Below are 25,658 nucleotides of genomic sequence, written 5' to 3'. Positions count from 1 at the left end.
GACAAAGCACTGTCGATCAGTGTGATATACTATAAAGTACGAATAGAAATGGAGGTGCCACGGTGGGCAAAATTATTGCCATCATGAATCAGAAAGGCGGCGTGGGCAAAACGACGACCGCCGTAAACCTGGCGGCCTGCCTGGCGGAAGCCGGTCAAGCCGTACTGTTAGTGGATATGGACGCGCAGGGAAATGCGACCAGCGGCCTGGGGATCGACAAAGACCGAATCGAAAGTTCCGGGTATGAAGTGCTGATCGAAGGCGCGGCCGCCAAAAAAGCATGCGTGAAGACCGCCGTGGAGGGATTGTCCGTTTTGCCCGCGACGATCGCATTGGCCGGCGCGGAAGTCGAATTGGTCAACATGGTTTCACGTGAAACAAAATTGCGTGACGCCTTAGGTAAATTAAAAAAGAAATTCGATTATATCTTGATCGACTGCCCGCCTTCGCTGGGACTTTTGACGGTGAATGCGTTAGTCGCGGCGGGATCGGTACTGGTGCCCATTCAGTGCGAATACTACGCATTGGAAGGGGTAGCGCAGCTTTTGCAGACGATCCGTTCGGTTTCGGGCAACTGGAATCCGAGCTTGCATTTGGAAGGCGTTGTATTGACGATGTTTGACGGTCGCACCAATTTGTCTTTACAGGTGGCCGATGAAGTCAAAAAACATTTCGGCGAAAAAGTCTACCGCACGCTGATTCCGCGCAATGTGCGATTGAGTGAAGCGCCGAGCTACGGCGAGCCGATCATTCTTTATGACGGCAAATCCAAAGGTGCGGAAGTGTATCGCGAATTGGCGCAGGAGGTGTTGCGGCGTGGCTAAAAAAGGCATGAAGCTGGGCCGTGGCCTGGATTCGTTGCTTCCTGGTAGCGAGTCGGTGGCGCAAAACGCGGTGCAGGAAATTTCGCTCACGGAGATTGTGCCGAATCCGCAGCAACCCCGTCAGAAATTTGCCGAAAATGAACTGAACGACTTGGCCGCGTCGATTAAAGAGTACGGCATTATTCAGCCGCTCATTGTGATGAAGGCCGAGGACGGCTACCAACTGGTCGCGGGAGAACGGCGTTTGCGCGCCGCTAAAATTGCCAAACTTCGCACCGTGCCGGCAATCATTCGTGATTACGACGATACAGCGCTGGCCGCGGTCGCGTTAATCGAAAATTTGCAACGTGAAGATTTAAATCCGATTGAAGAAGCGGCGGCATACTATCGTCTGCGCGATGAATTTTCTCTGACGCAGGCGCAGATTGCGACTAAAGTCGGCCGCAGCCGTCCGTATATTACCAATATGATGCGGCTTCTCCAATTGCCGGATTTTGTACGCGAGCTGTTGGCGCGTCGCGAACTCACTGTCGGACAAGTGCGGCCTTTATTGGTGGTAGAGGATCCGGATGCGCAGGTGCGCTGGGCGCAAAAAATTGCCGCGGAAGGTTTAAGCGCGCGCCAGGTAGAAGCGTTACTTGCGAAAGCCAAAACGCCGGCCGCGAAATCCCAGAAACAGAAAAAAACCAAAAAAGCAGATGCGAACGTCGAGGCTTATCTCGATGCGGAAAGTGAAGAGCTGACCTTATTGCTCGGGACGAAAGTAGATATTACCGCGCAGGGCAGCGGCAGCAAGACGCATGGTGAAATTCGCATTCCGTATGCGAACTGGGATGAGCTGGAGCGGCTTTTAACCTTATTGAAATAATGTTTCACGTGAAACAGGAGGAAGTATGGCTTGGTTGACGGAGACGACGGGTACGATTATGCTCGGCGTATTAATTGCCCTGCTCGTTATAATATTAGTTTATGTACTCGTTTTATATACGCAAATGCGTCAATTACGACAAAAATATAATCTTTTCATGCGCGGCGAAGACGGTAACACTCTGGAACGTAAACTTGCGACGGAAGTTCGTGAATTGCGCGAACTGGGCGCATCCATCAGCGCGATGGGCGCGGCGCAGGAAAATCTTTCGCGTGTACAACATGCCGCATTACAGCAAATCGGTTTTGTTCAGTACAATGCCTTTGCCGCCAACGGTCAGCAGGACAGCTTTTCCCTGACCATGCTTGACGGACGGGGTAACGGGGTCACGGTGTCCGCGATCAGCGGCTCGGAAGAAACGCGCGTCTACGCGAAGGAAGTTCGCGCCGGCCGCTATTTATCCCGTCCCAGCAGAGAAGAAGAAGACAGCTTGGCACGTGCGCTTGAACGGGGCGGCGGACCGGAGAAAGGAACGGTATGAAATCATTCCAAACGTCCGACACCGTCACGTGGACCATGCGCAAAAAATGGTTTTATACTTTGGTGGTGGCGGAAATCATCGTGTTGCTTGCCGCGTTAACGATGATCGGTTGGGGATACTACCAGCATTGGGAAGTGGATCGGTTGCGCGAGGAAAATGAGCTGCATCAGCGGCAGGTAGAAATCGCCAACCAAAAACTGACCGAGCTGCAAACTAAAATGCAGCGTTTAGATGCGTTGGATGCGGAAGTACGTCAAATGATCCAAGGCTCGCAGGCGGGAACCGCGCCGCAAGGTGACGGCGGTACTGTGGCACGTGAGCCGGCAGCGACGCAGGCGGTAACGCCGGGGGCGCTGTTGGAACGCATTACCGCGCTTTCCACGCATGCCGAGCAGCGCTTCAACTCGCTTGTGATGTTACGGCAATCGTTGGCGGAAGGAATTGACCTTACGCCCGTATATCACCCTATACCGAATGACGGCGCGACCAGTGATACGCCCTCGATTTGGCCGGCGCAGGGATATGTTTCCAGCAGTTTCGGTTGGCGAAACGATCCGTTCGGCGACGGCATAGGTTTTCATGAAGGGGTAGATATCGCCGGCGATTACGGCTCTCCGATACAGGCCACCGCGAACGGGACTGTCACCGCGGCGGGTTGGGCCGGCGGCTACGGTTATATGGTGGAAATCACGCACCCGGGCGGCATCGTCACGCGTTACGGACATAACTCGCTGATTATCGCCGAAGTCGGCGACAAGGTGCAGACGGGTACCGTAATTTCATTCATGGGCAGCACCGGGCGCAGCACCGGCAGTCACGTTCATTACGAGGTACGTGTTGATGGCGTGCCGGTTGATCCGATGTTGTTTTTACCGACAAAAAAGTAAAGACCGCTTTGCGGTCTTTTTTATTGGTCAAAAATATTGCGGAAAAATTTTCTGTTTTTATTTCCGGTCGACGAAATTTTTTTAAAAGGTGCCGACATAAAATTTTTATTTTAAAAATTTGTATACTTCAAGGAAATGAATTAAAAAGTTTTTATGACGCGCGCCAAACAGCCGACGAAAATTTTCGTGAAACCGACACATGGCTGCAAAAATGAAAGGCAAAATAAGGAAAGAAAATAAAATTTGAATAGCAGAAGATACAAAACAGACAAAAAGGGAAAATAAATGCAAATTTTGCGCATTTTACGGCAGCGATGTGAAACCGTATGCTGCTGAAAAAAGTGACGGCAAAAAGGAGAGCGTTTTTTCGAGATGCCAGAAAAAAGAGTATACGAAAAATTGAATAGGCTATGCTAATTTTAAAATCGTGTACACGATATTGCGATGAAAGCAAGCTGTTTTTGTATTTTATTTTTGCATCATTTTTCAGGAAACAGCAATGATCTCCCTAACGGCGGGAGTTTTGCAAAAAATTCTAAAATACGCCGTTGTTTTTCTGTATACAAAATACCAAAACCCTGCAAAATGCTTGTAAATTAGGTGTTGACCGAGGTATTTACGGATAATATAATAAATCGCATAAGAAGTATACCTTTTAATCATGATTGGGAAAGGTAGGAGGATGCCCATGCAAACAAAGTGGCGGGCGCTGATTATCAGCGCGCTCGTCGGTACGATTGCGTTGGTCGGTATGACCGGCTGTCAGCCGAATCGAAGTCCGAAGAATGATCATTTAGTGACGATCGGCAGTAATTTGGAAATGACCGGTTCGAACGCCAGCTTCGGCACATCGACGGTCAATGCCATGCAAATGGCGATCGATGAAGTGAACAGTGCGGACGGAATTCTCGGCAAGCAAATTCAGCTGATCGCGCTTGATAACCGCAGTGATGTCGCCGGCTCGAGTGATGCGATGTTTAAGCTGTTGGATGCGGGCGTGGTCGGCATCATCGGTCCGGATACAAGCTCGAACGTGATTGCGGTGGCGCCGATGGTGGCGGAGAATAAAATTCCGTTGATCAGTCCGAAGGCGACGCATCCGGCGGTTACGATCGATCCGGCGACGGGCAAGGTGCGAGAGTATGTGTTCCGCGCGACTTTCATTGATTCTTACCAGGGGCACATCGCCGCCGAGTTCGCTTACGGCGACTTGGGAGCACGCAAAGCGGCAATTCTGGTCGATAACGCGAGTGAATATGCGATCGGCTTGGCGGATTTCTTTACCAAGAGCTTTACGGCTGCGGGCGGTACGGTCATCGCCAAAGAAGCGTACCTGCAAAAAGACGTGGATTTCAAAGTCACGTTGACAAAGTTGAAAGCGCAACACCCGGACGTTTTGTTTGTGCCGGGCTACTACCAGGAAGTGGGCATGATTGTTCGGCAGGCGCGTGAGATCGGCTGGAATGTGCCGATCGTCGGCGGTGACGGTTGGGATTCGGATAAACTCGTGGAAATTGCGGGCGCTAAAAATCTGAACAATACCTACTACACCAACCATTACTCGCCAAATGATACGGATCCGGTGTTGCAACAGTTCATCACACGTTATGAACTGTTGCAACACCGGATTCCTACGCGGTGCTCGGGTACGATGCGACACGACTCTTGCTTGAAGCCATCCGGCAGGCGCAGTCGACCGATCCGCATAAGATTCAACAGGAACTGACGCAGATGCAGGATTTCAAAGCGATCAGCGGTAAAATTTCCATCGATGCCGATCACAATACCGTTTCGAGCGGTGTGGTCATTCAGTTGGTGGACGGCGAACGACGTTTCCTGAAGCGAATTCAGTTGAGTCAATAGATAAAAGTAAGCAAACAAGGGGGTAAGAACATGAAACAATGGCAAAAGAAAGTAGCGACGGCGGTCATGGCAATGGCCACAATCGGATTGATTGCCGGGTGCGGCGGCGGTGACAAAAAAGCAGCGGCCGATACGATCAAAATCGGCGCGAACTTGGAAATGACCGGTAACCAGGCTTCCTTCGGTCAAAGCTCCGCGAACGCGATTAAACTGGCGGTGGATGAAATCAACAAAAAGGGTGGCCTCATGGGTAAGCAGGTCAGCCTGCAAGTCGGTGACAACCGCTCGGAAGCGGCCGAAGCCACGACGCAAATGCAAAAATTGATTGATGACGGTGCGATTGCCACGATTGCTCCGGATACCAGCTCGAACGCGATTGCGGCGTCCGCGATCAATTCCTCCGCCAAAGTTCTCGGGATCAGCCCGACGGGTTCGAATCCGCGCGTGACCTGGGATGATAAAGCGAATAAAGTACGCGATTTCATGTTCCGTTCCACCTTTGTCGACTCGTTCCAGGGCAAAGTCATGACGAGCTTTGCGTTGAAACAGTTGAATGCGCAAAAGGTAGCGATTCTTGTCGATAACTCAAGCGATTACTCCAAGGGGTTGGCTAAATTCTTCGAGGAAGCATTCACGGCCGCCGGCGGCACGGTTACCGGTACCGAAGGTTTCCTGCAGAAAGATACCGATTTTAAAGCGACGCTGACGAAAATTATTGCCAGCGATCCGGATGCGATTTTTGTACCGGCGTACTACCAGGAAGTCGGCCTGATCATCAAACAGGCGCGCGAAATGGGTTACACGAAACCGATTTTGGGCTCGGACGGTTGGGACAGCGCGAAGTTGGCGGAAATCGCCGGCGCGCAAAACTTGAACAATACGTATTTCAGTAACCACTATGCCGTTGATGAAAACAATAAAAAAGCGATGGATTTTGTGGCGGCCTATGAAAAAGCCTACGGTGTGAAACCGGATGCGTACGCGGCGCTCGCTTACGATGCGATGTACATGATCGCGGATGCGATTACTCGCGCAAATTCGGTAGAACCGGAAAAAATTAAAGATGCGATGGCCAAAACGGAAAACTTTGAAGGGGTTTCCGGTAAGATGCACATTGACGAACGCCATGACACGATCAAAGGCGCGTATATTATGACCTACAAAGACGGCGCTCTGAAGTTCCTGTCGAAGGTAGAACCGTAAGCAAGAAAACGTAACGCGCAGCGTTCATCGCTGCGCGCTGCCTCGTAGTAGCAGTAAGGAGGGGAAGGAATGGAGTCCGCTTGGTGGGTACAGGCGATTCAGCAGATGATTAACGGCGTTTCGCTGGGCAGTATTTATGCGCTGATAGCGTTAGGCTATACGATGGTGTACGGTGTCATGCGCCTCATCAACTTTGCCCACGGCGATATCTACATGCTGGGGGCCTACGTCGGCTTTTTTGCGACGACAGCGGGGCAAATGTCATTTTTTCCCGCGTTGATCACCGCGATGGTGGTCATGGCTATTGTTGGCGTAGTCGTGGAGAAAATCGCTTATCGGCCGATGCGGAACAGCCCGAAAATCGCGCTGTTGATTACGGCGATCGGCGTCAGTTTGCTGATCGAATATACGACGATGTTTTTCCTGACACCGCAACCGCGGACGTTTCCGCCGGTGTTTGAGAATACGACATACAATCTCGGACCGATCGTGGTCAGTCTGCAGCAAATCGTCATCTTGGTGTCCGCGCTGGTGCTGATGGCGTTATTGACCTACATTGTGCAATACACGACGATGGGCAAAGCCATGCGCGCCGTTTCGTTTGATACGGAAGCGGCACAGCTGATGGGCATCCATGTCGATCGCGTCATTTCGTTTACGTTCGCGTTGGGTTCGGGTCTCGCCGGCGCGGCGGGCGTGCTCGTCGGCGTCTACTACAACTCGATTGATCCGCTGATGGGCATCATGCCCGGTCTGAAAGCTTTCGTCGCCGCCGTTTTGGGCGGTATCGGCATCGTGCCGGGCGCGATGTTCGGCGGCTTGATCCTCGGTGTCGTGGAAGCGCTTGTGAGCGGTTTTATTTCTTCGACATTCCGTGATGCGGCGGCGTTCGGTATCCTCATCTTAATTTTGCTGATTAAGCCGACCGGCTTACTGGGCAAAGTGGAAGGGGAAAAGGTGTAATGATGATAGCCAAAAAACGCAAATACGACGCCCTTTGGTGGGTGTTGGCGCTCGCTCTTTACGCCGTTTTCTACTTCCTCGTCGAAGAAAAAGTTTTGCCGAATTTCTGGCGGCTGCAGGTGGTCGTGATTGCGATCAACATTATTATGGCGGCGAGCCTGAACCTGATTAACGGCATCACCGGCCAGTTTTCGCTCGGTCATGCGGGCTTTATGGCGGTGGGCGCGTATGTCTCCGCCGTCGGCACCGTCTTTTATGACTGGCCGTTTGCCTTGAGTCTGTTGGCGGGCGGTCTCGCCGCAGCGGCGATCGGTTTTCTGATCGGTATTCCGACGTTGCGGTTGGACGGGGACTACCTGGCGATTGCGACGCTCGGCATGGGAGAAATTATCCGCGTTTGCATTTTAAATATCGAAGCGATCGGCGGCGCGTCCGGCATGACGGGAATTCCGAAAGAAACCACTTTTTCATGGGTGTTCCTGATGATGTTGGTCACGTTGTACGTGCTGAAAAATATGATTAACTCGACCTACGGTCGCGGCTGCATCTCCGTGCGTGAAAATGCGATCGCCGCGGAAGCGATGGGAATCCACACGACGCGCTACAAGGTGCTCGCGTTTACGATCGGCGCGCTGTTTGCCGGACTTGCGGGCGGACTTTTCTCGCATTACTTTTCCATCGCGCACCCGTCGAGTTTTACGTTCCTGAAATCGTACGACTATCTCACCATGGTCGTGCTGGGCGGTCTCGGCAGTATGACGGGCTCGGTGGTCGGCGCGGTGATGCTGACATTTCTCACGGCGGCGCTTTCGGATTATCCGGAATTCCGCATGATCATTTACGCGCTGATGCTCATTCTCTTGATGATGTTCCGGCCGCGGGGCCTGTTCGGCAACCAGGAGCTGACCTCGTTCCTGCCGAAGTGGGGCAAGGGAGGTGACCGTCATGGCGCTCTTAGAAACGACTAGTGTCGCTAAAATTTTCGGCGGCATCAAAGCCGTGCAGGATTTTACGATACATATTGATGCGGGCGAATTGATCGGCCTGATCGGTCCGAACGGCGCCGGTAAAACGACGGCGTTTAATCTCTTGACCGGCGTGTATCGTCCGAGCATGGGCGAGATTCGCTTTGACGGACAGTCGCTGGTCGGTAAAAAACCGTACCAGATTACCGCGGCGGGGATCGCGCGAACGTTTCAAAACATTCGTCTTTTCGGCGATCTTTCCGTACTGGAAAATGTCAAAATCGCCTGCAACTTGCACGCGCGTTATACACTTTTGGAAAGCGTATTGCGCGTCGGCCGCTACGGTCGTGAAGAAGAAGCGATCGAAGCGCGGGCGTTACAATTATTGCAACTTTTCAATCTTGACGCCAAACGCGACGAACTGGCGCGCAACTTGCCGTACGGTGAACAGCGCCGTCTCGAAATCGCGCGCGCGTTGGCGACCAAACCGCGTTTGCTGCTTTTGGATGAGCCCGCGGCGGGGATGAATCCGCAGGAAACGGCGGAGCTGACGCAATTAATTCGGCGCCTGCGTGATGAATTTTCCCTGGCCATTCTTTTGATCGAACACGATATGGGTTTGGTCATGCAGCTTTGCGAACGGATTTATGTACTGGACTACGGTAAAATTTTAGCGCATGGCGTGCCGGATGAAATTCGCCACAATCCGGACGTTATCAAGGCGTATTTGGGAGCGGAGGCATAAGATGCTCGAAGTCAATGACATTCACGTGTACTACGGTGCCATCCATGCCTTGAAAGGCGTGAGCCTATCCGTGAAGGAAGGACAGATCGTCGCTCTCATCGGGGCCAACGGCGCCGGCAAATCCACGACGCTTCGAACGATTTCGGGCCTGCTGCGGCCTAAGGTCGGTGACATCACATTCGAAGGCGAAAGCATCACGAAGAAAAACGTGCAGTCGATTGTCCGCAGCGGGATCAGCCAAGTGCCGGAAGGGCGCCGCATTTTCGCGCCGCTTACCGTTCTGGAAAATCTCGAACTCGGCGCGTTCACACGCAAAGATAAAGACGGCGTCGCTCACGACATGGAATTGGTTTTCAAACGCTTTCCGCGTCTGGCGGAACGTAAAAAACAGTTGGCGGGTACACTTTCCGGCGGTGAACAACAAATGCTCGCGATGGGGCGTGCGTTGATGAGCCGGCCGCGACTGCTGCTTTTGGACGAACCGTCCATGGGGCTTTCGCCGTTATTCGTCAAAGAAATTTTCGATATCATTCAGCATATCAATGAGCAGGGCACCACGATTTTGCTCGTCGAGCAAAATGCGCATATGGCGATGTCGATCGCCGATTACGCATACGTTCTGGAAACCGGTAAGATTACGTTGGAAGGACCGGGTCAGGAACTGATGCAGAGCGAAGCCGTACGCGCGGCGTACCTCGGAGGCTGAACTAAAAAAGACCGTTTCACGTGAAACGGTCTTTTTTTGATGCGTCTTACCACATCGGTATGGGAAAGAGAAAGCGCGCCAGATAAATCACTGTCGTCAGCGTGAAACAACTCATGACGAACCCGAGCATGACGACTTGCGTGGCATAGCCGGGATAGTTGTCGAAGTCGACGGCGAACATGACGCTGTTGACGGCGCTCGGCACGGCGGAGAAAATCAAAAACACCTGCGAGGTCAGCGGATCGAAACGACCGTACGCGTAAATAATCGCGAGCGCAAAGAGCGGACCGAGGATCAGGCGGGTAAAAATCGCGAGCCACACATCGGGGTTGAACCAGGTCAATGTCGTGCGGTGCAGCTGAATGCCCAGCGTCACCATCGCGATGAACGGCAATGATTTCGCCGCCATGGAAAGCATCGGCCAAACGAACCAAGTGTCTACCGGAAGCGCCAGCCATTTGCAAAACACGACGCCGAAAATGACGTACAATGTAGGCATATGCAGTACCATCAACATCGCGTCGCGCGCCGTCATGCGACCCTTGCCGGCCAAGTACAGGCCGATGGTGTTGACGGAAACGTTCATCAAAATTAAAAGCACGGTGATGGCCGCCATCGCGGCATCATGATACGGGGCTTCCGGACCCTTGATAAACGGCGGATTGGAATAGATCAACGTGATCATCGAGACGCCTACGTTACCGCAGTTGCTGAACATCGTGCCGACGCGAAACGCCTCCCGCATGCCGCTGTCATAGCCGCGCAGCTTAGCAATGCCGGTGGCGAACAGACTGTGGAGCAGAAAAAGCAACGCGCCAGCCGCAAACAGAACCATCATGCCGGTATCGAACGGCATCAGGAAAATACTGCGGAAAATAAACGAAGGCAGGATAATATAAAACGTTAATTTGGTTAATGATTTGACATCAATCGGAAACATGCTGTCCAGCCAATAGCCAAGCGCGGCGATCCCAATCAGCGGCAACATGTTGTACACTAAGATATGAATAATTTCCATCGTTGACTCCCTTATTATTGTTAGAATATCACAAAATAAGAAAATGTGGGCGACGTTCGCACGACAGGTCAGCGCATATGGTAAAATAGATAAAGTATCATTACAGTGCGAAACTATTTTGACGGGTGCCTTTGCGGCGCGGGATGGGATGACGGGGTGAGCGGGTGCAGTTAAAGAAAACGATATGGCGATTACGCGCGCAAGGCGGTTATGACAGGCCGCCCGTTTGGCGACTGCCGACAACAAAAACGGTAACGGGCGCGCTCTCGCAAACGATCCAAGGCGCGCCGGCGCCCTCGCTTACCGCGCTGCAGGAAGCCTTTGCCGCGTATTTACAACGGCACGGCGCAGCCGTTACGCCCGCCGCGATTCGCTTCGGCATTCGTAAAGAGGAATTGGCGACGCTTTGGGAGGCGGGTCATATTTTCGCCGTCACCGAGCCGGACGAGCTGACCGTTTTTGATCGCCAGGTGGCGGAAGGTCATACCGGCGACTGGGATTCGGGTTACTATCGCGGCGTGGAATATATCAGCGGTTTTGACGAAATCGATTGGCGCATCGGTTTACCGGCGCATGAACCCGGATTGTTGTATATCGCGCAGCCGTCACTCGCGACGGGGGTCGCGCTGACCGCGCGCGATCAGTTGCGTTGGGTGCGTTACGCCGAGCAGTCGGGTCTGACGCTGATTGCCGACGCCAGTTTTGCGCCGTATTTACGTGAGGCGCAGTCATTTTACGCGATCGACGGAGCCGCGGCATGCGTGTTGACCGTGTATGATTTCGCCGCGCTCGGCTTGCCTGGTTTAACGGCGGTCGTCGTGCCGGATGAATTCGTGGCCGACCGCTCGGATCAACATGCGTATCCGGCGGCGGATGTTGTGCGCAAATATCTCGGCGCGCCCGATGTGTCGCCGTTGTTGCTCGCGGGATTGCACGCGTGGTTGAGTGACGCGGGGCAAACGGAGTGGAGCGCGATTTTGGAAGCGTATGCCGCGCGCCAGAAAACCGTTCGCGACGAGCTTACGGCAAGCGGGATTCCCTATTGGGGCGAACCGACGTTACCGTATTTGTGGCTGGCGGCGCAGGATCTGCCGAAGCACGAAGCCTTTGCCGCGACGGAACTCGTGGCGGGCGAAGTGTACGGCGGCGCGGGAGAAACCTTTGCGCAACTGCGCTTAACGCAGGCATAAAGAATAGAGTGAGGTAGGTATGAGTACAAATTTACAGGTAGGCATTGTCGGTTTACCGAATGTCGGTAAATCGACGTTATTTAACGCGATTACCAAAGCGGGCGCGGAAGCGGCGAACTATCCGTTCTGCACGATCGAACCGAACGTGGGCATCGTGGAACTTCCCGACGCGCGACTCGATGTGCTGACGGAAATGTTTCAGCCGGAACGGCGTATTCCCGCCGTCATGCGTTTCGTCGATATCGCGGGTCTGGTGGCGGGCGCGTCGAAAGGCGAAGGGCTCGGCAACCAATTTCTCGCGCATATTCGTGAAACGGACGCGATCGCGCAAGTCGTGCGCTGCTTTGAAAATGAAAATGTCACGCATGTGGAAGGTTCGATCGATCCGCTGCGCGATATTGAAATTATTATGACGGAGCTGGGCCTTGCCGACTTGGACGCGGTGGCGAAACGCCGCCAGCGAATTGAAAAAGTCGCGAAATCCGGCAACAAAGAAGCGAAAGCGGAACTCGATGTGTTGCTTAAAGTCGAAGCGTGTTTGAGCGAAGGCAAGCCCGCGCGTCTGGTGGAACTGACGCCGGAAGAGGAAGCGCTGATTCGCGAATTGAATTTGCTCACGCGCAAACCGGTACTGTATGTCGCCAACATCGGCGAAGATGAAATTTCCGATCCGCTGGCGAATCCGCACGTCGTGCGCGTTAAAGAATTGGCGGAGTCGGAAGGCGCGCAATGGGTCACGATTTCCGCCGCGATCGAAGCGGAAATTGCCGAGCTCAGTCCGGAGGAAGCGAAAGTTTTCCTGGAGGATTTGGGCGAAGAGGAAGCGGGTCTGGATCGTTTGATCAAAGCCGCGTACTCGCTGCTCGGCTTAATCAACTTTTTCACCGCCGGCAGCGACGAATGCCGCGCCTGGACTATTGTCGAAGGCACGAAAGCGCCGCAGGCCGCGGGCAAAATTCACACGGATATCGAACGCGGTTTCATTCGCGCGGAAATCGTTTCTTACGATGATTTGATCGCGGCCGGTTCGATGACCAAAGCGCGTGAAGAAGGCGTGCTGCGACTCGAGGGCAAGGATTACATCATGCGCGACGGCGACGTCACGTATTTCCGGTTTAACGTATAAGTAAAAATTGGCTGCGCCGTCCGCGACATGGTTCGCGGGGCGGCGGCTGCAGTGATATTTAGCATGCGCCCATAGCTCAGGGGATAGAGCAGCGGTTTCCTAAACCGCGTGTCGGATGTTCGAATCATCTTGGGCGCACCAATCATTTTGGGAGGCATTATGAAACCTACGGTATTTCCGTTGGCGACGGATCGGGTTCGTGTGACCATGGAAGATTTGGCGCAGGCGATTGTGGAGGCGCAACGCTGTTTGCATTGCCCGCGGCCGACCTGCCGAACCGGTTGCCCGATCGGTAATGAAATCCCTCAATTTATCGCTGAACTGGCCGTCGGTAATATCGGCGCGGCGATTCGGATCATCAACGAACGCAGTAATTTGCCGTCCGTTTGCGGACGCGTGTGCCCGCACGAAAATCAATGCCAGGGGCATTGCATTTTAAATCGACGTCATCAGCCGGTCAAAATCGGTCTGATTGAAAGCGTTATCGGCGATGTGGCGAACGCCATGATGCTCAATACGCCACGCCGACTGCCGCGCAAAAAAGAAAAGGTGGCGGTCATCGGCTCCGGACCGGCCGGGCTAACGGTGGCGAACGATTTGCGCCAACTCGGTTACAATATCGACGTGTACGACAGCGCGGCCGAACCGGGCGGCGTGTTGTTGCACGGGATTCCTTCGTTTCGGATCAATAAAGCGGTCGTGCGCTTTGAAACGGAACGGCTCGCCGCCATGGGCGTGAAATTTCTTTGCGGCCAAACATTCGGCAAGGATTTTACGCTGGCGGATTTAGAGGCAGATGGCTATCAGGCCGTTTTTCTCGGCGTCGGCACGACGCAACCGCGAGATTTGCCCTTGCAAAATGATGATCTTCCGGGCGTGTTGCAGGCGATGGACGTGCTGCATGCGGCACAGGCGCTGGCGGATCATCAACTGACGAAAGAAGAATTTGTCATTCAGCGCGAGGATCGTGTAGTGGTGATCGGCGCGGGCAATGTCGCGATGGATGCGGCGCGTACAGCGTTGCGTGCGGGCGCGCGGAAAGTCACGGTCGCGTATCGGCGCACGCAGGAATTTATGGCCTGTCTGCCGTCGGAATATGAAGCGGCGGCGGCGGAAGGCGTCGAGTTCCGTTTTTTGGCGGCGCCCGTCGGCGTGTCGGGTCATGAAAAAGTCGGCGCCTTTATCTACGAAGAGCAAGCGATCAATGATTTGGGCGAGTTGCACGGTACGGGCAAGCGCGAGGAAATTATCGCGGATAAAGTGATTATCGCGGTCGGGCACGTGCCGAGCACATTGTTGCGAGCGAGTCTGCCGGATCTTGAAAATGATCAAGCAGGCTATATCCGTGTGCGAAAAGAGCCGTATTACGGCGCGACGAATCTGCCGGGCGTATTTGCGGCAGGCGATATCGTACATCGTCCGGCGACCGTGGTGCTGGCGATGCGCGAAGCGAAAAAGACCGCGCAAGGTATGGCGGCTTATATGGATAAGCTCGCCGCCGCCGCCAAAGAAGCTGCCGAAGGTCAAAAAGAGGCGGCGAAGAATCCGGACACACCCGCGAAATAAAAGTATGAATCTGCACAAAGAAAACTGCTTCGAAAATAAAAGTTTTTCGAAGCAGTTTTTTGTGATATAATAAAAATCTGTGTTGTTACAATAAAATGCGTCTAAATACAACGAAACGAATGAGTCGTTACGAATGAATAGAGTCACAGAAGAAAGAAGGAATACGATGGAATTATGGCGCAAAAACTTATATTATTTGGTCGCGGTGCAGATTTTAGCGGGGACATCGATTATCGGCTTGATTTCCTTTGTGCCGTTATTTGTACACGAACTCGGGGTGACGGATCCCGGCGCGGCCGGCATGTGGGCCGGTCTGATTACGGGTGTGACGAGTTTTACGGCGGCGCTGGCCAATCCGTATTGGGGCGCGTACGGTGATCGTAAAGGTCACAAACGAATTTTACTGCAAATTTTAGCGGCGCTTACGGTGGTGCTGACGCTGATGTCATTGGTTCAGACACCGTTTCAGCTGTTGCTTCTGCGCGCGATTCAAGGCTGCGTGGGCGGCTTTATCGCAGCGGGTTTGGCGATGGTGGCGATCATCACGCCGGAAAAATATTCGACGTACGCGCTCGGCACGTACCAGACGGGAATCGTCCTCGGGGCGACGATCGGGCCGGTGTTCGGCGGGATTCTCGCGGATGTCATCGGCTACCGTGAAACGTTTCTTTGTTTCGCGGCGCTGCTCGCGTTGGGCTACCTCGTGACGCGCCGATTTATTCACGAAGATTTTCAGCCGAAACCGCAAAAGGCAAAAGAATCCATCATTAAAAATGTGGGTTACTTTTTCTCTCTGCCGATTGTACGCTTGATGATGCTGATTCAATTTTTCGTCAATTTCGCATTGACCGGCTTGGGGCCGATTTTGCCGCTGTATGTGAAAGGCATGGTGGGCGATACCGCGGTGCTCGCGAGCATTTCCGGAATCATTTTGGCCATCGGCGGCGTCGCCAGCGCGACGACATCGCTCAACATGGGACGCATCATCCAATGGTTGAGTCATCGCGAAGTGTTGCTGATCGGCTCGTTTCTGGCGGGACTCTTTTTCATCGCGCAGTATTTCGCGCCGAATGTCTGGTGGCTCGGGTTGTTCCGTTTCTTCAACGGCGCGGCGATCGGTTGTTTGATGCCCAGCGCGAATGCGATCATCGCGCGCTCCGTGCCGGATGAAAAACGCGGTATCGCGTTCGGCGTCACGTCCAGTTTTTCCTTGATGGGCAACGTATTCGGACCGATGGTGTCCGGCTACCTGGCGATGACGTTGGGCTTGAGCTCGGTCTTTTGGTCGACCGCACTCGCCTTTTTCCTGATTACGGCCATGGTGTATACGCAATTGTCCGAAAAATATATCCAGAAATATTTTTAAACCGGAGAGATCTCCGGTTTTTTCATGCAAAAAAATAAAGCGGCTCGCGTCCTTTGCTATAATAAAACAAAGAGGAGGAGCTATGGCAGACGCAATCGAATTATGGCTCGGACGGGCCGGCAGCGGTAAGACGACGCGGTGTTTCAAAGCGCTTGCGGAACATGCGGCGGTGCACCCGCTCGAACGCTGCATTTTGCTGGTGCCCGACGCGGCGACGTACACGGTGGAGCGGGAACTCGCCGCGTATTTACCGGGGCAGGGTTTCGGCAATATCGAAGTGCTCGGTTTCGCGCGGCTCGCGTATCGCATTTTTGATGAGCAGGGCACGCAGGGCGGCAAAGGCTTGTCCGTGCTCGGGCGCCAAATTATTTTGCGACGTTTACTGCTTGCGCACGGCGATAAGTTTACGACGCTTGCCCGCGCGGCGCGGCAACCGCATTTCACCGAAGTGTTTGATCACCAGCTGCAGGAATTGGGTCATTACCAATTAGAGCCGGACGATTTGCGCCGGGCGGCGACCGAAGCAACGCCAGCGCTCGGTAATAAACTGCGGGACACGGCGTTGTTGGCGCAAGCCTATCAGGAATATCTCGCGGAGCATTTTCCCGATTATGAAGCGCAAACGGAAAATCTGTTGCGCGATATTGAAATGTCGCAATACCTTGCCGAAGCATCCATTTGGGTGGACGGCTTCCTCGAATTTCTGCCGCGCGACTGGACCATTGTCGAGGCGGTCATGAAGCGGGCGAAACGCGCCGTCATGACCTTGCTTTTGCCGCCGGAAGATCCGTTGCAGGCGACGGCGCCGACATCGCTTTGGCACAGCTCCTGGAAAATTTACGAAGCGGCGCATCACGCCTTTGCGAAGATTACCGAAATCGGTTTGACGGACACACCGCGTTGGCCGCATTCGCAGCTGGGTTTGGCGGCCGAAAAAGTGACCCGCGGCGAAGCAAGCGATGCGCCCGTCGCCGGCTTGCGCGTCACCGAAGCGGCGAGTCGTGACGAAGAGACGGCGGCCGTGGCGACCGAGATCCAGCGGCTTGTGCGGGAAGAGGGGTACCGCTACCGCGATATCATTGTTTTGCTGCGGCATCATGACGCGTATACGGAGCGCTTGCGCCGCACGTTTGAGCGCTACGAGATTCCGTATTTTACGGATCGTCGACAGGCGATGCGCCACGACGCGCTGGCGGTCTTTGTAAGCGCGGCGCTGACCTTGGCGGCGCAAGGTTACACCACGCCGCAGGTGCTGCGTTTGCTGAAAACCGGACTGCTGCCGGTGGCGACACGCGACGTGGAAGAACTTGAAATGTATTGCCGCGAGTTTGCGATCGGCCGCGGCGACTGGACCAAAGAGGAACCTTGGCAGCATCGCCGCATTCGCCGTCTGGAAGCGCCGGAGCCGGTGACGGAACGCGAGCAGGCGCGCTGGGATCGGGTCAACGGCGTACGCGCGACGCTTAAAGAATGGCTGGCGCCGTTGGCGCAAGTATTTAAAACGAAGGCGACCGTACGTGAAGTGGCGCTGGTCATGTATGATCTGCTGGCTCGCTTGCCGCTCGAAGCGGAATTATTAACGCAGGGCGAAAATCTGACGGAAGAAATTTATCGCAGTCGCCAGCAGGTCTTGCAACGCATTTACGCGCTTTTGGATGAATGGGTCGAAGTCGGCGGCGAAGAAGTATGGCCGGCTCGAGATGTGGCGCGCATTTGGACGGATTTGCTCGCGGAGTTGAGTTACGCGTTGATTCCGCCGACGCTCGATCACGTCACTTTTACGACGATTGACCGCGGCTATCCGCTCAACGCGCGCGCGGTGTTTGTGCTCGGCCAAAATGAAGGCGTCTTTCCCGCGCGTCCGCAACCGTTGAGTCTGTGGTCGGATCGTGATCGTACGGAACTGGCGCAACTGGACCTGGCCTTCGGTACGGACTCGGTCACGCTTGCTTTGCAGGAGCGGCAATGGCAATATTTGGCGTGGACACGCGCCGAGGAAAAATTGTATCTGAGTTACGCGCGCGCCGATGAAGACGGCACCGCGTTGGAACCGGCCTTTTTACTGCGACGCCTGGTCGCGCTCGGTTGGACGGGTTCCATTCAGCCGGCCGTCAGCTCCTGTCCGGGGGATGGCTGGGTACGACCGCGCCAAAGTTTGGCGGGATTGCCGCAGGCGTTGCGCGAAGAATCGCCCGCGGAAGAATGGTTCGGCCTGTACGACTGGGCAATGCAACAGCCGGCGCATGAAGGCGCGGCGTACGCGTGGACGCGCAGTCTGTTCTACACGAATCGGGCGGCGGTGTTAGGTCCCGCGCTCAGCCGTAAGCTCTACGCGCCGCAAGGCACGTTTCACGCCTCGGTCACCGCGTTTGAAATGTATCGCGCCTGTCCGTTCCGCTTTTTCGCGCGCTACGGTTTGCATTTGGACGAACCCGCGCGCGGCGAATTGACCCCGGCGGATTACGGTTCGTACATGCACGCGGCGTTGCACCAATTCGGCGCGGAACTGCTGACGGAGACGCGTGAATTTCGCGATGCCGATTCGGCGGAAATCACCGATCGCAGTCGGGCCATTGCGGAACTTATCGCGCCGCGCGTACAAAATGACCGCTTCGCGACGAATCCGTTTTACTCGTACATCCGCACACAGCTGGATCGAACTTTGCGGGAAACGTTGACGCGTCTGGCGGAATGGTCGCAGCGCGGCGCGTTCCAAACCGCCGGCTTGGAAGAAATGTTCATGTTGCCGGTCGGCAGTATCGGCGACACGGAATTCACGTTGATCGGCACGATCGACCGACTGGATTATTATCGCGATCCCGAAACGGGAAAGACGTACTACCTGATCATCGATTATAAAACGGGCGATACGAAGATTTCGCTCGGCGATTTGTACTACGGTCTGCGTTTGCAGCTGGCGACGTACTTGTACGCGGCGTTGCGGCGGGATGACGGCGAAGCGCTGCCGGCGGGCATTATGTATGTGTATGTGCAGGATGAGCGCGCCGATTTGAAGGCGCCGCCGCGCGATGACGCGACGATCCGCAAAGCGCTCAAGCAGCAATTGCAGACGCAGGGTTATTTCCTTTCGGAACGCGAAATTTTAGAAAAAATCGACAGCGAAGTCGGCGGGGAAATTTCCTTTTTGCCGATTCGTATTAATAAAGACGGCAGCCTGCGCAAAGACGCCAAGGCGGAAAACGCGGCCGCGATGCGGTTGATTGTCGCGTATATAGCGACGCTTTTGCCGCAAATCAGCGCGCAAATTTTAGCGGGACGGATCGATGTGATGCCCTATCGCCAAGGCAACACCGTGGCCTGCAAGTACTGCCCGTACCGCGCGGTTTGCGGGTTTGACCCGGCGCTTGCCGGCAACCGCTACCGCTACTTGCCGAGTTTGAATGATGAAGAAGCTCTGGAAAAAATGACCGCGACAGTCGCAAAGGAGACCGGCGATGCAATGGACAACTGAACAGGAAGCGGCGATTACGAGTCGTCGCCAAAATCTTTTGGTCGCCGCCGCGGCAGGTTCGGGTAAAACGGCGGTGCTCGTCGAACGCATCATCCGACGGCTTTTGGATCCGCACGATCCCGCGGACATCACCCGTATTCTCGTCATGACGTTTACGCGGGCGGCGGCGCAGGAGATGCGTACGCGCATCGGCACGGCGCTCGCCGCGGCCGCCGCGACGACGCCTTCGGCGCACATCGATCGGCAATTGGCGCTGCTGGGGTCGGCGCAAATTTCAACGATCCACGCGTTTTGCCAGCAAATCATTCGCCAATATTTTTACCGTTTGGATTTGGACGCGGGCTTTCGTCAGGGCGGCGAGCAGGAGTTGGCGCTCGGGCGGCTGGAAGCCTTGGAGCAGACGTTGTTTGAAGCCTATGAAGAGGCGTCGCCGGAATTTTTGCAATTGGCGGATTTTTTCCGCACAAAAACGAATGACGCGCAGCTGCGCGCCGCGGTGTTGCGACTGTACGACTACAGCCGCAGCATGCCGTTTCCCGAAGCGTGGTTAGAGGCGCTCGCCGCGCCGTATGCCGAAGCGGACTTGGCGGATCTGACGCCGCTTTGGGAGGAGTGGCGCGCGGGCGTCACGCAATGGCGAACGCAATTACAGGACGCGTTGGATGAATTGGCGTTGTACCCGCAACTGCAAAATGCGCGGGAGGTTTTGGCGGCGGATTACGCGACCGCGACGGCGCTTTGCGACGGGGCAGACTGGGACGCGATTTATGACGCGGCGCAGGCCTACGCGCCGATGCGTTGGCCGGGCGGCAAGCTGAAGGATGAGGCGGCGAAAGCGGCCAAGACGGCGGCCAAAGAGATTCGCGACGCCGGGAAAGCATGGTTGAAAAGCTGGACGGAAGGTATTTTAGCCGCCGCGCCCGCGACCTGGCGGGAAGATTTGCAAGCGACCGCGCCGCTTGTCGCGGCGCTCGTCAAGGTGACGGAAACGTTCGCGGCCGCGTACGCGACGTGGAAAAAATCGGAGCGTTTGATCGATTTCAGCGATTTGGAACATTACGCGCTCACGCTGTTGCTCGCGCCGGAATCTACGCCGGACGCGCTGTTGCCGTCGGACATCGCGCGGGAACTCGCCCGCGAGTACGATGAAATCATGGTCGACGAGTACCAGGACACGAACGGCGTGCAGGAACTGATCGCAAGCCTGATCGCGCGCGCGGATAATCGGTTCATGGTGGGCGACGTCAAACAAAGTATTTATCGTTTTCGGCTGGCGGATCCGACTATTTTCCTCGGTCAGTACGAACGTTTTTCACGAGACGCGCAGGCGCCTTCGCGCCGCATTGATTTACGGGAAAACTTTCGCAGCGATCGCACCGTGTTGGACGCGGTGAATGAAGTATTTGCCCGAATTATGCAACCGCCCGCCGCCGAATTTTCTTACGATGAAAACGCGGCGTTCATTCCCGGGCGGACGATCACCGACGCGCCGGAAAACTGGGTCGGCGGTTCCGTCAGCGTGCGCTTTGTCACGCCTTCCGATGACGCAACGACCATGGACGCGGCGGATATTCCGCCCGCCGACGATGACGCGGAGGAAGAGCCGTTATCGGCGATGGAAGCGCAGGCGCAGGCGATCGCGGATGAGTTGTTGCATTTGCACGAGACGGCCGTCGTGCAGGAAAACGACGGCGCGTTTCGTCCGTTCCGCTGGCGCGATGCGGTGATTTTGATGCGTTCGGTCGCGTCTAGGATTGATGTTTTTGTCGAAGTGTTGCGTTCGGCGGGGATTCCCGTGTACGCGGAGCAGGCCGGCGGTTATTTTGCGGCGACCGAAGTGCAGACCATGCTTTCGCTTTTGCGTTGGCTCGATAATTCCCGACGCGATTTGGAGGCGGCGGCCGTGTTGCGCTCGCCGCTCGTCGGTTGCGATGAACGCGATCTGGCGGAAATGGCGCTGCTGCGCAATGAGGAAGCGCCGGCGCTGTGGGATGTTTTGCCCACATGGCTTGCGCGCCTCACCGATGAGGAAAAGCGCGGCCGTGTCGGAGCGTTTTACGCCTTGCTTATCGGTTGGCAGTTGTTGGCGCGTCAAGCCGGCATCGGTCAGCTGGTGCGGCGCATCTACGAAGAAAGCGGGTATCATGCGTACGTCGGCGGTTTGCCGTCGGGATCGTTACGGCGCGCGAACTTGGAAGCCTTGTACGCGCGCGCGGTTGAGTTTGATGACGGGGCCGGCGGCGGGATCTCGCGCTTTTTGGAATATTTGGAAGAATTGCAGCGGCAGAAGCAGGATTTGTCGGTACCGTCGACCATGGGCGAAAACGAAGACGCGGTACGCATTATGACGATCCACAAAAGCAAGGGGCTGGAATTTCCGGTTGTGTTTTTGGCGAATATCGACAAAGAGTTTAACCGGAAAGATACGCAGGCGCGTCTTTTATTGCATCGTCGTTACGGGATCGGGTTGTCCCGCTACGATGCGAAGCGTCGTCTGACGTACCCGACGGTGCGCTGGCATTTGTTGCGTGAAATTTTGCGGCGGGAAACGCTGGCGGAAGAGCAGCGGCTTTTGTACGTGGCCATGACGCGCGCGCGGGATAAACTGTATCTTTACGCGGGACCGTCACCGACCGGCGCGCATGTGGCTCCGGAAGCGGCGCGTTCCTACCTGGACTGGTTGTGGCCGCATCTGGAAAACGAGACGTTACCACGCTGGGATGTGCAGACGGTGACACCGACATGGAACGAAGCGGTCACAACGGTGGTGGATCCGCGTTTGGAAAACGTGCGGCAAGGCACATTGACAGGCACGCCGCTGCCGACGGAAATCTCGGAACGTCTCTCTTGGCAATATGACAAACTGCTTGCCACGCAGATCCCCGCGAAAGTCACCGTGACGGAAGTAACGCATCATTTGGGTGAAATCACGGCGGCCTTGCCGCCGTTGCCAAAAACGGAACGACCGGCGACGGATTATCCGTTGCCGATATTGACGGTGCAACCGGCGCAGATGGCAGATGAGATGGCCGCGACAAAAGCGGTGCGTTTAGTAGCGACCGAGGAAGATGCCGCGGCGGAAAGCGAAATAATAAATGACGCTTGGGTGCGTCCGCCGCAATTTGTCACGCCGGACATGCGGCCGGACGGCGGGGCGCGTTACGGAACGCTCATGCATCGCATTTTGGCCGAAATCGGCGCGGGCGACGGTACCACGACGGCGCAGGCGTATCTCGACCAACTTCAGCAGGCGCAAAAAATAACGCCGGCCGAAGCGAAGTTGGCCCATCGTCGTGATCTCGACTTGTGGTTAACCTGCGACACGGCGGCTGAGATTCGCCAATCATCGTTTGTGTTGCGAGAATGTCCGTTCGGGATGTTGTTGCCGGCATCGGTGGCGCTCGGCGTGCCGGCGGGCGATGATGAAGTGTTTTTACAGGGCGTGATCGACTGCCTGTACGCGACGGCCAGCGGCGATCTTGCGATTTTGGATTATAAAACCGATCGCGTGGATACGGCCAATGTACTCTATGAGCGCTACCATCGCCAACTCGATTTATACGCCCATGCGGCCACGCGCATTTGGCAGCGGCCGGTCGTGAAAAAAATCATTTATTCACTGGCTTTGCATGAGGCGATCGCGTGGCAAGACGACGGCGGCGCCGTGCTATAATGAGACCGAACAGAAAGGAGGGCGGATATGCAGGATGCGTTGACGGAAGTTATGACTTTGATGGAGGCGGCGGTGCGTTGGGAAGTGCCCGCATCCACGTTGCGCCACTATGCGGGCGGCTATCGCAGGCCGGACGGAACGTTGGTGGAGCCGATTTTTACGGCGACGGAAACCCGTAAATCGGAAGGCACGGTACTCATCACGCAAAGTGCCATGGAGCGGGTGTTCGGCGCGGAGAAAAACGCGCAGCAGCACTACGAGCAGACCGCCCTGTTTGAATAATATGGAATTTTGTTTGGACGCGGTCACGAAGACCTATACGGAGAAAAACGGCGTGCAGATCCAAGCGCTGGCGCCGCTTACCAAAACGGTCGCGCCGGGAGAATTCGTGGCGCTGATCGGCCCTTCCGGTTGCGGCAAATCGACGCTTTTATACTTGGCGGCGGGATTGTTGTTGCCGACATCGGGACGTTTGTACTGGCGCGGCGCGGAAAAGCAACCGCAGACGGCGATGGTGTTTCAGCAGGGCGGTTTGTTTCCCTGGCTGACCGTCGCGGACAATGTGGCGTTCAGTTTGCAGGATCGCGAGTTTTCTCAGCAGGAGATTACCGAACGGGTAGCGCAAAAGTTGGCGCGCATGCAGTTGAGCGAATTCGCGGATGCGTATCCGGGTTCGCTTTCGGGCGGCATGCGGCAACGCGTCGGGATCGCGCGCGCACTGGTGACCGAGCCGGATTTATTATTAATGGATGAACCGTTTTCCGCGCTCGACGCGCAGACGCGTCGGCTGTTGGAAGATGATTTGGTGCAATACTGGGAAGAATTGCGTCCGGCAACCTTGTATGTCACGCACAACATCGCCGAGGCGGTGCGGCTCGCCGATGTGATTTGGGTGTTTTCGCCGCGCCCCGGCCGCATTGTGGAATGTTTGACGGTGGATATACCGCGCAAGGAACGGCATCAGCTCAGCGCGCGGACGCAGTTGGCGGCGTTGGAAGAAACCATTTGGCAGGAAATTAAAGCGGGCGCCACGGCGGCGTTGACGCAGGGAGGTCGCCATGACGACTGAACGCGAAGTACGGTACCGTTTGGCGCCAAGAGACAGCGGTTTCGCACGCTGGTGGGCGCTGGCGGGCGTGTTGCTGCTGCTCGGTCTGTGGGAGTGGAGCGTGCGTCAGGGGTGGATTTCACCGGTATATCTCCCCGCGCCGTCGCAAATCGCGAGCGCATTGGCGGCGTTGGTGCAAAACGGCACGTTGGGACCGGCGCTGGCAGCGAGCGCGCTACGCTGGCTGGTCGGCGTGATCGCGGGCGGTCTTGCGGCGTTGTTGTTGGCGCTCGCGGGCGAACTTTCGCTGACGTTTCGACGCTTGATCGAACCGTATATTTATTTCTTTTATCCCTTGCCGAAAATTGCCATTTTGCCGCTTTTCGTGCTCTGGCTCGGCATCGGTGAATTGCCGAAATATGTGCTGATTGCGCTCGGTGTCTTTTTCCCGGTATTTATCAACACGATGGCGGGATTGGTGCGTTTGCCGCGCCTTTACCGCGAAGTCGCCGCGATGTATCCCGTGAGCCGCGGGCGATATTTGCGTACCGTCGCGTTGCCGGCGGTGCTGCCGGAATTGTTCGCAGGCTTGCAACTCGGTTGCGGCACGGCGCTCGTGCTCGTGGTCGCGGCGGAAATGATCGCGGCGCAGACGGGCATCGGCGCGCTGATTTTGCATTTCGGGGATCTGATGCTGACCGCGCCGCTGCTGGCGTGCATCTTTGTGTTGTGTGTAGCGGGATTAATTGTCCAGGCGTTGTTGGCGCAGTGGCAACGATATATGACACCATGGCGGGATCACCGCTGAGAAAGGAAGCAGCGTGAACGAACAAATGCAGGCGGCGTACGCCGACGTAATGCAGGCGATAACGGCGCTGATTAAAGAGCCGTGGGGACGCGTCGTTTGGCGAACGCTCATGGCGACTGAGCCGCTTCATTATTTTTATTACCGCCCGAAAACGCGCGCGGAGTATGTCTACTGGACGGATTCCGTTTGGCGGACGGGCGGCTCGGAAGAAGATCTGTGGTTGCAAATGGCGGCGGCCGACACGGCGGTGCGCGAACTTTGGAAGGCGTGGATCGCGGAGAACCCGGGACGTTCGCCTTGGACAAGCGCGATGCTGGAATTTTCGCCGCGCGGTTTGGAGAGCGCGATGTACGGTCATCGGCATCATTACCAGGTCGATCCGATTGAAGAGCAGTTTTCGTGGGAATACGAACGTTTCGGCGCCGTTTATTTGCCGTTGCGTTTGCGTCGATTGCTTGCGGCGGCGTACAGCGCATGGCATCGGCCCTTGCGCAAGCAGCGGCATCGCTTGTGGCGTCGACGCCCGCGCGGCTATTGGGAACGGCTGCCCGGAGAAATGCCCGCGTATCGCGGCGTTCGTCGCGTCCGCGTGCACGCGCTGCGAAATGAAAACAAGGCGACGGCAGCGGCAAAAGCAAACGAGACGAAAAAAGATGCGTGAATGCGCATCTTTTTTTTATTTAGCAAAAAAATGCCGGATAAAATCCGAACGATTGAATTTATGTTCAAATATAAATACGATACGCGGCGAATTCTTTTCTAAATAAAGATGTTTTCGTACGCTATAAATATGGAAAAATCCGGCCTGTAATGGTAGAATAAACTC

The 25,658-nt window shown here is 55.5% G+C and carries 22 protein-coding genes and 1 tRNA gene; 22 read left to right on the top strand and 1 reads right to left on the bottom strand.

Features of this window, described 5'->3' with window-relative positions:
* The first annotated feature begins 62 nt into the window (after positions 1 to 62).
* The 11 genes from HNR45_RS04250 (at position 63) to HNR45_RS04205 (ending at position 9,565) form a co-directional block, all read left to right on the top strand.
* Entirely contained in the window at positions 63 to 824 is a 762-nt protein-coding gene (locus tag HNR45_RS04250) for a ParA family protein (protein WP_159822760.1), read from the top strand.
* Positions 817 to 1,692 (top strand): ParB/RepB/Spo0J family partition protein, encoded by an 876-nt coding sequence (locus tag HNR45_RS04245; protein WP_235020611.1) that lies wholly within the window; start codon positions 817 to 819, stop codon positions 1,690 to 1,692. Before HNR45_RS04250 ends, HNR45_RS04245 begins: the two co-directional genes overlap by 8 nt.
* A 25-nt stretch (positions 1,693 to 1,717) precedes the next feature.
* Positions 1,718 to 2,233: a DUF4446 family protein gene (locus HNR45_RS04240; protein ID WP_159822758.1), complete on the top strand. Its 516-nt coding sequence runs from the start codon at positions 1,718 to 1,720 to the stop codon at positions 2,231 to 2,233.
* Positions 2,230 to 3,120 (top strand): M23 family metallopeptidase, encoded by an 891-nt coding sequence (locus tag HNR45_RS04235; protein ID WP_159822757.1) that lies wholly within the window; start codon positions 2,230 to 2,232, stop codon positions 3,118 to 3,120. The genes HNR45_RS04240 and HNR45_RS04235 overlap by 4 nt, the downstream gene beginning before the upstream one ends.
* 688 nt (positions 3,121 to 3,808) lie before the next feature.
* A complete protein-coding gene (locus HNR45_RS04230; RefSeq protein WP_200841497.1) occupies positions 3,809 to 4,846 on the top strand; it encodes an ABC transporter substrate-binding protein in 1,038 nt (345 codons plus the stop codon).
* A complete protein-coding gene (locus HNR45_RS07240) occupies positions 4,786 to 4,983 on the top strand; it encodes a hypothetical protein (protein WP_260399128.1) in 198 nt (65 codons plus the stop codon). The genes HNR45_RS04230 and HNR45_RS07240 overlap by 61 nt, the downstream gene beginning before the upstream one ends.
* A gap of 30 nt (positions 4,984 to 5,013) precedes the next feature.
* Positions 5,014 to 6,186: an ABC transporter substrate-binding protein gene (locus tag HNR45_RS04225; protein WP_159822756.1), complete on the top strand. Its 1,173-nt coding sequence runs from the start codon at positions 5,014 to 5,016 to the stop codon at positions 6,184 to 6,186.
* A 69-nt stretch (positions 6,187 to 6,255) separates the two neighbouring features.
* Positions 6,256 to 7,149, top strand: a complete 894-nt coding sequence (locus tag HNR45_RS04220; RefSeq protein WP_159822755.1) for a branched-chain amino acid ABC transporter permease — start codon at positions 6,256 to 6,258, stop codon at positions 7,147 to 7,149.
* On the top strand, positions 7,149 to 8,117 hold the full coding sequence (locus HNR45_RS04215; protein ID WP_235020610.1) for a branched-chain amino acid ABC transporter permease: 969 nt from the start codon (positions 7,149 to 7,151) through the stop codon (positions 8,115 to 8,117). The genes HNR45_RS04220 and HNR45_RS04215 overlap by 1 nt, the downstream gene beginning before the upstream one ends.
* Positions 8,095 to 8,859 (top strand): ABC transporter ATP-binding protein, encoded by a 765-nt coding sequence (locus HNR45_RS04210; RefSeq protein WP_024048070.1) that lies wholly within the window; start codon positions 8,095 to 8,097, stop codon positions 8,857 to 8,859. The genes HNR45_RS04215 and HNR45_RS04210 overlap by 23 nt, the downstream gene beginning before the upstream one ends.
* Before the next feature lies 1 nt (position 8,860).
* The gene (locus tag HNR45_RS04205) at positions 8,861 to 9,565 is read left to right on the top strand and encodes an ABC transporter ATP-binding protein (protein WP_034437149.1); all 705 of its coding nucleotides are present in this window, start codon (positions 8,861 to 8,863) and stop codon (positions 9,563 to 9,565) included.
* 46 nt (positions 9,566 to 9,611) lie between these two features.
* Here HNR45_RS04205 and HNR45_RS04200 read toward each other — a convergent pair whose 3' ends face one another.
* Positions 9,612 to 10,583 (bottom strand): AEC family transporter, encoded by a 972-nt coding sequence (locus tag HNR45_RS04200; RefSeq protein WP_159822754.1) that lies wholly within the window; start codon positions 10,581 to 10,583, stop codon positions 9,612 to 9,614.
* Between the two features lie 164 nt (positions 10,584 to 10,747).
* Between HNR45_RS04200 and HNR45_RS04195 the strand changes: the two genes are divergently transcribed.
* From HNR45_RS04195 to HNR45_RS04145, 11 genes are all read left to right on the top strand, one after another.
* Entirely contained in the window at positions 10,748 to 11,773 is a 1,026-nt protein-coding gene (locus HNR45_RS04195; RefSeq protein ID WP_159822753.1) for an aminotransferase class I/II-fold pyridoxal phosphate-dependent enzyme, read from the top strand.
* Between the two features lie 19 nt (positions 11,774 to 11,792).
* On the top strand, positions 11,793 to 12,899 hold the full coding sequence (gene ychF, locus HNR45_RS04190) for a redox-regulated ATPase YchF (RefSeq protein WP_159822752.1): 1,107 nt from the start codon (positions 11,793 to 11,795) through the stop codon (positions 12,897 to 12,899).
* 65 nt (positions 12,900 to 12,964) lie between these two features.
* Positions 12,965 to 13,040, top strand: a tRNA-Arg gene (locus HNR45_RS04185).
* Positions 13,041 to 13,058: 18 nt separating this feature from the next.
* Complete coding sequence (locus HNR45_RS04180; protein ID WP_159822751.1) at positions 13,059 to 14,465, top strand: FAD-dependent oxidoreductase; 1,407 nt, start codon at positions 13,059 to 13,061, stop codon at positions 14,463 to 14,465.
* Positions 14,466 to 14,598: 133 nt separating this feature from the next.
* Positions 14,599 to 15,831 carry an MFS transporter gene (locus tag HNR45_RS04175; RefSeq protein WP_184327548.1) on the top strand — a complete coding sequence of 411 codons (1,233 nt, stop codon included), beginning with the start codon at positions 14,599 to 14,601 and terminating at the stop codon, positions 15,829 to 15,831.
* Between the two features lie 82 nt (positions 15,832 to 15,913).
* The gene (locus tag HNR45_RS04170; RefSeq protein WP_159822749.1) at positions 15,914 to 19,303 is read left to right on the top strand and encodes a PD-(D/E)XK nuclease family protein; all 3,390 of its coding nucleotides are present in this window, start codon (positions 15,914 to 15,916) and stop codon (positions 19,301 to 19,303) included.
* Positions 19,287 to 22,976 (top strand): helicase-exonuclease AddAB subunit AddA, encoded by a 3,690-nt coding sequence (addA, locus tag HNR45_RS04165; protein ID WP_159822748.1) that lies wholly within the window; start codon positions 19,287 to 19,289, stop codon positions 22,974 to 22,976. The genes HNR45_RS04170 and addA overlap by 17 nt, the downstream gene beginning before the upstream one ends.
* Before the next feature lie 27 nt (positions 22,977 to 23,003).
* On the top strand, positions 23,004 to 23,258 hold the full coding sequence (locus HNR45_RS04160; protein WP_024048441.1) for a helix-turn-helix domain-containing protein: 255 nt from the start codon (positions 23,004 to 23,006) through the stop codon (positions 23,256 to 23,258).
* A gap of 1 nt (position 23,259) precedes the next feature.
* Positions 23,260 to 24,045, top strand: a complete 786-nt coding sequence (locus HNR45_RS04155; protein WP_159822916.1) for an ABC transporter ATP-binding protein — start codon at positions 23,260 to 23,262, stop codon at positions 24,043 to 24,045.
* Positions 24,035 to 24,832, top strand: coding sequence for an ABC transporter permease (locus tag HNR45_RS04150; protein WP_024048443.1), 798 nt, complete (start codon positions 24,035 to 24,037; stop codon positions 24,830 to 24,832). The genes HNR45_RS04155 and HNR45_RS04150 overlap by 11 nt, the downstream gene beginning before the upstream one ends.
* 13 nt (positions 24,833 to 24,845) lie before the next feature.
* Positions 24,846 to 25,493, top strand: a complete 648-nt coding sequence (locus tag HNR45_RS04145) for an immunity protein YezG family protein (RefSeq protein WP_159822747.1) — start codon at positions 24,846 to 24,848, stop codon at positions 25,491 to 25,493.
* Positions 25,494 to 25,658: the final 165 nt, after the last annotated feature.

This window comes from Negativicoccus succinicivorans, assembly GCF_014207605.1.
In the GTDB taxonomy this organism is placed as follows: Bacteria; Bacillota; Negativicutes; order Veillonellales; family Negativicoccaceae; genus Negativicoccus; species Negativicoccus succinicivorans.
The sequence above is the reverse complement of the archived record's forward strand: the minus strand, read 5'-3'. Positions and strand labels throughout refer to the sequence as shown.

Excerpts from the sequence above, each read along its gene's own strand:
- HNR45_RS04180 (WP_159822751.1), top strand. The coding sequence starts at position 13,059 with ATGAAACCTACGGTATTTCCGTTGGCGACGGATCGGGTTCGTGTGACC.
- HNR45_RS04220 (WP_159822755.1), top strand. The coding sequence starts at position 6,256 with ATGGAGTCCGCTTGGTGGGTACAGGCGATTCAGCAGATGATTAACGGC.
- HNR45_RS04205 (WP_034437149.1), top strand. The coding sequence starts at position 8,861 with ATGCTCGAAGTCAATGACATTCACGTGTACTACGGTGCCATCCATGCC.
- HNR45_RS04235 (WP_159822757.1), top strand. The coding sequence starts at position 2,230 with ATGAAATCATTCCAAACGTCCGACACCGTCACGTGGACCATGCGCAAA.
- HNR45_RS04175 (WP_184327548.1), top strand. The coding sequence starts at position 14,599 with ATGAATAGAGTCACAGAAGAAAGAAGGAATACGATGGAATTATGGCGC.
- HNR45_RS04230 (WP_200841497.1), top strand. The coding sequence starts at position 3,809 with ATGCAAACAAAGTGGCGGGCGCTGATTATCAGCGCGCTCGTCGGTACG.
- HNR45_RS04225 (WP_159822756.1), top strand. The coding sequence starts at position 5,014 with ATGAAACAATGGCAAAAGAAAGTAGCGACGGCGGTCATGGCAATGGCC.
- HNR45_RS04200 (WP_159822754.1), bottom strand. The coding sequence starts at position 10,583 with ATGGAAATTATTCATATCTTAGTGTACAACATGTTGCCGCTGATTGGG.
- addA (WP_159822748.1), top strand. The coding sequence starts at position 19,287 with ATGCAATGGACAACTGAACAGGAAGCGGCGATTACGAGTCGTCGCCAA.
- HNR45_RS04155 (WP_159822916.1), top strand. The coding sequence starts at position 23,260 with ATGGAATTTTGTTTGGACGCGGTCACGAAGACCTATACGGAGAAAAAC.
- HNR45_RS04240 (WP_159822758.1), top strand. The coding sequence starts at position 1,718 with ATGGCTTGGTTGACGGAGACGACGGGTACGATTATGCTCGGCGTATTA.
- ychF (WP_159822752.1), top strand. The coding sequence starts at position 11,793 with ATGAGTACAAATTTACAGGTAGGCATTGTCGGTTTACCGAATGTCGGT.
- HNR45_RS04215 (WP_235020610.1), top strand. The coding sequence starts at position 7,149 with ATGATGATAGCCAAAAAACGCAAATACGACGCCCTTTGGTGGGTGTTG.
- HNR45_RS04160 (WP_024048441.1), top strand. The coding sequence starts at position 23,004 with ATGCAGGATGCGTTGACGGAAGTTATGACTTTGATGGAGGCGGCGGTG.
- HNR45_RS04170 (WP_159822749.1), top strand. The coding sequence starts at position 15,914 with ATGGCAGACGCAATCGAATTATGGCTCGGACGGGCCGGCAGCGGTAAG.
- HNR45_RS04210 (WP_024048070.1), top strand. The coding sequence starts at position 8,095 with ATGGCGCTCTTAGAAACGACTAGTGTCGCTAAAATTTTCGGCGGCATC.
- HNR45_RS04150 (WP_024048443.1), top strand. The coding sequence starts at position 24,035 with ATGACGACTGAACGCGAAGTACGGTACCGTTTGGCGCCAAGAGACAGC.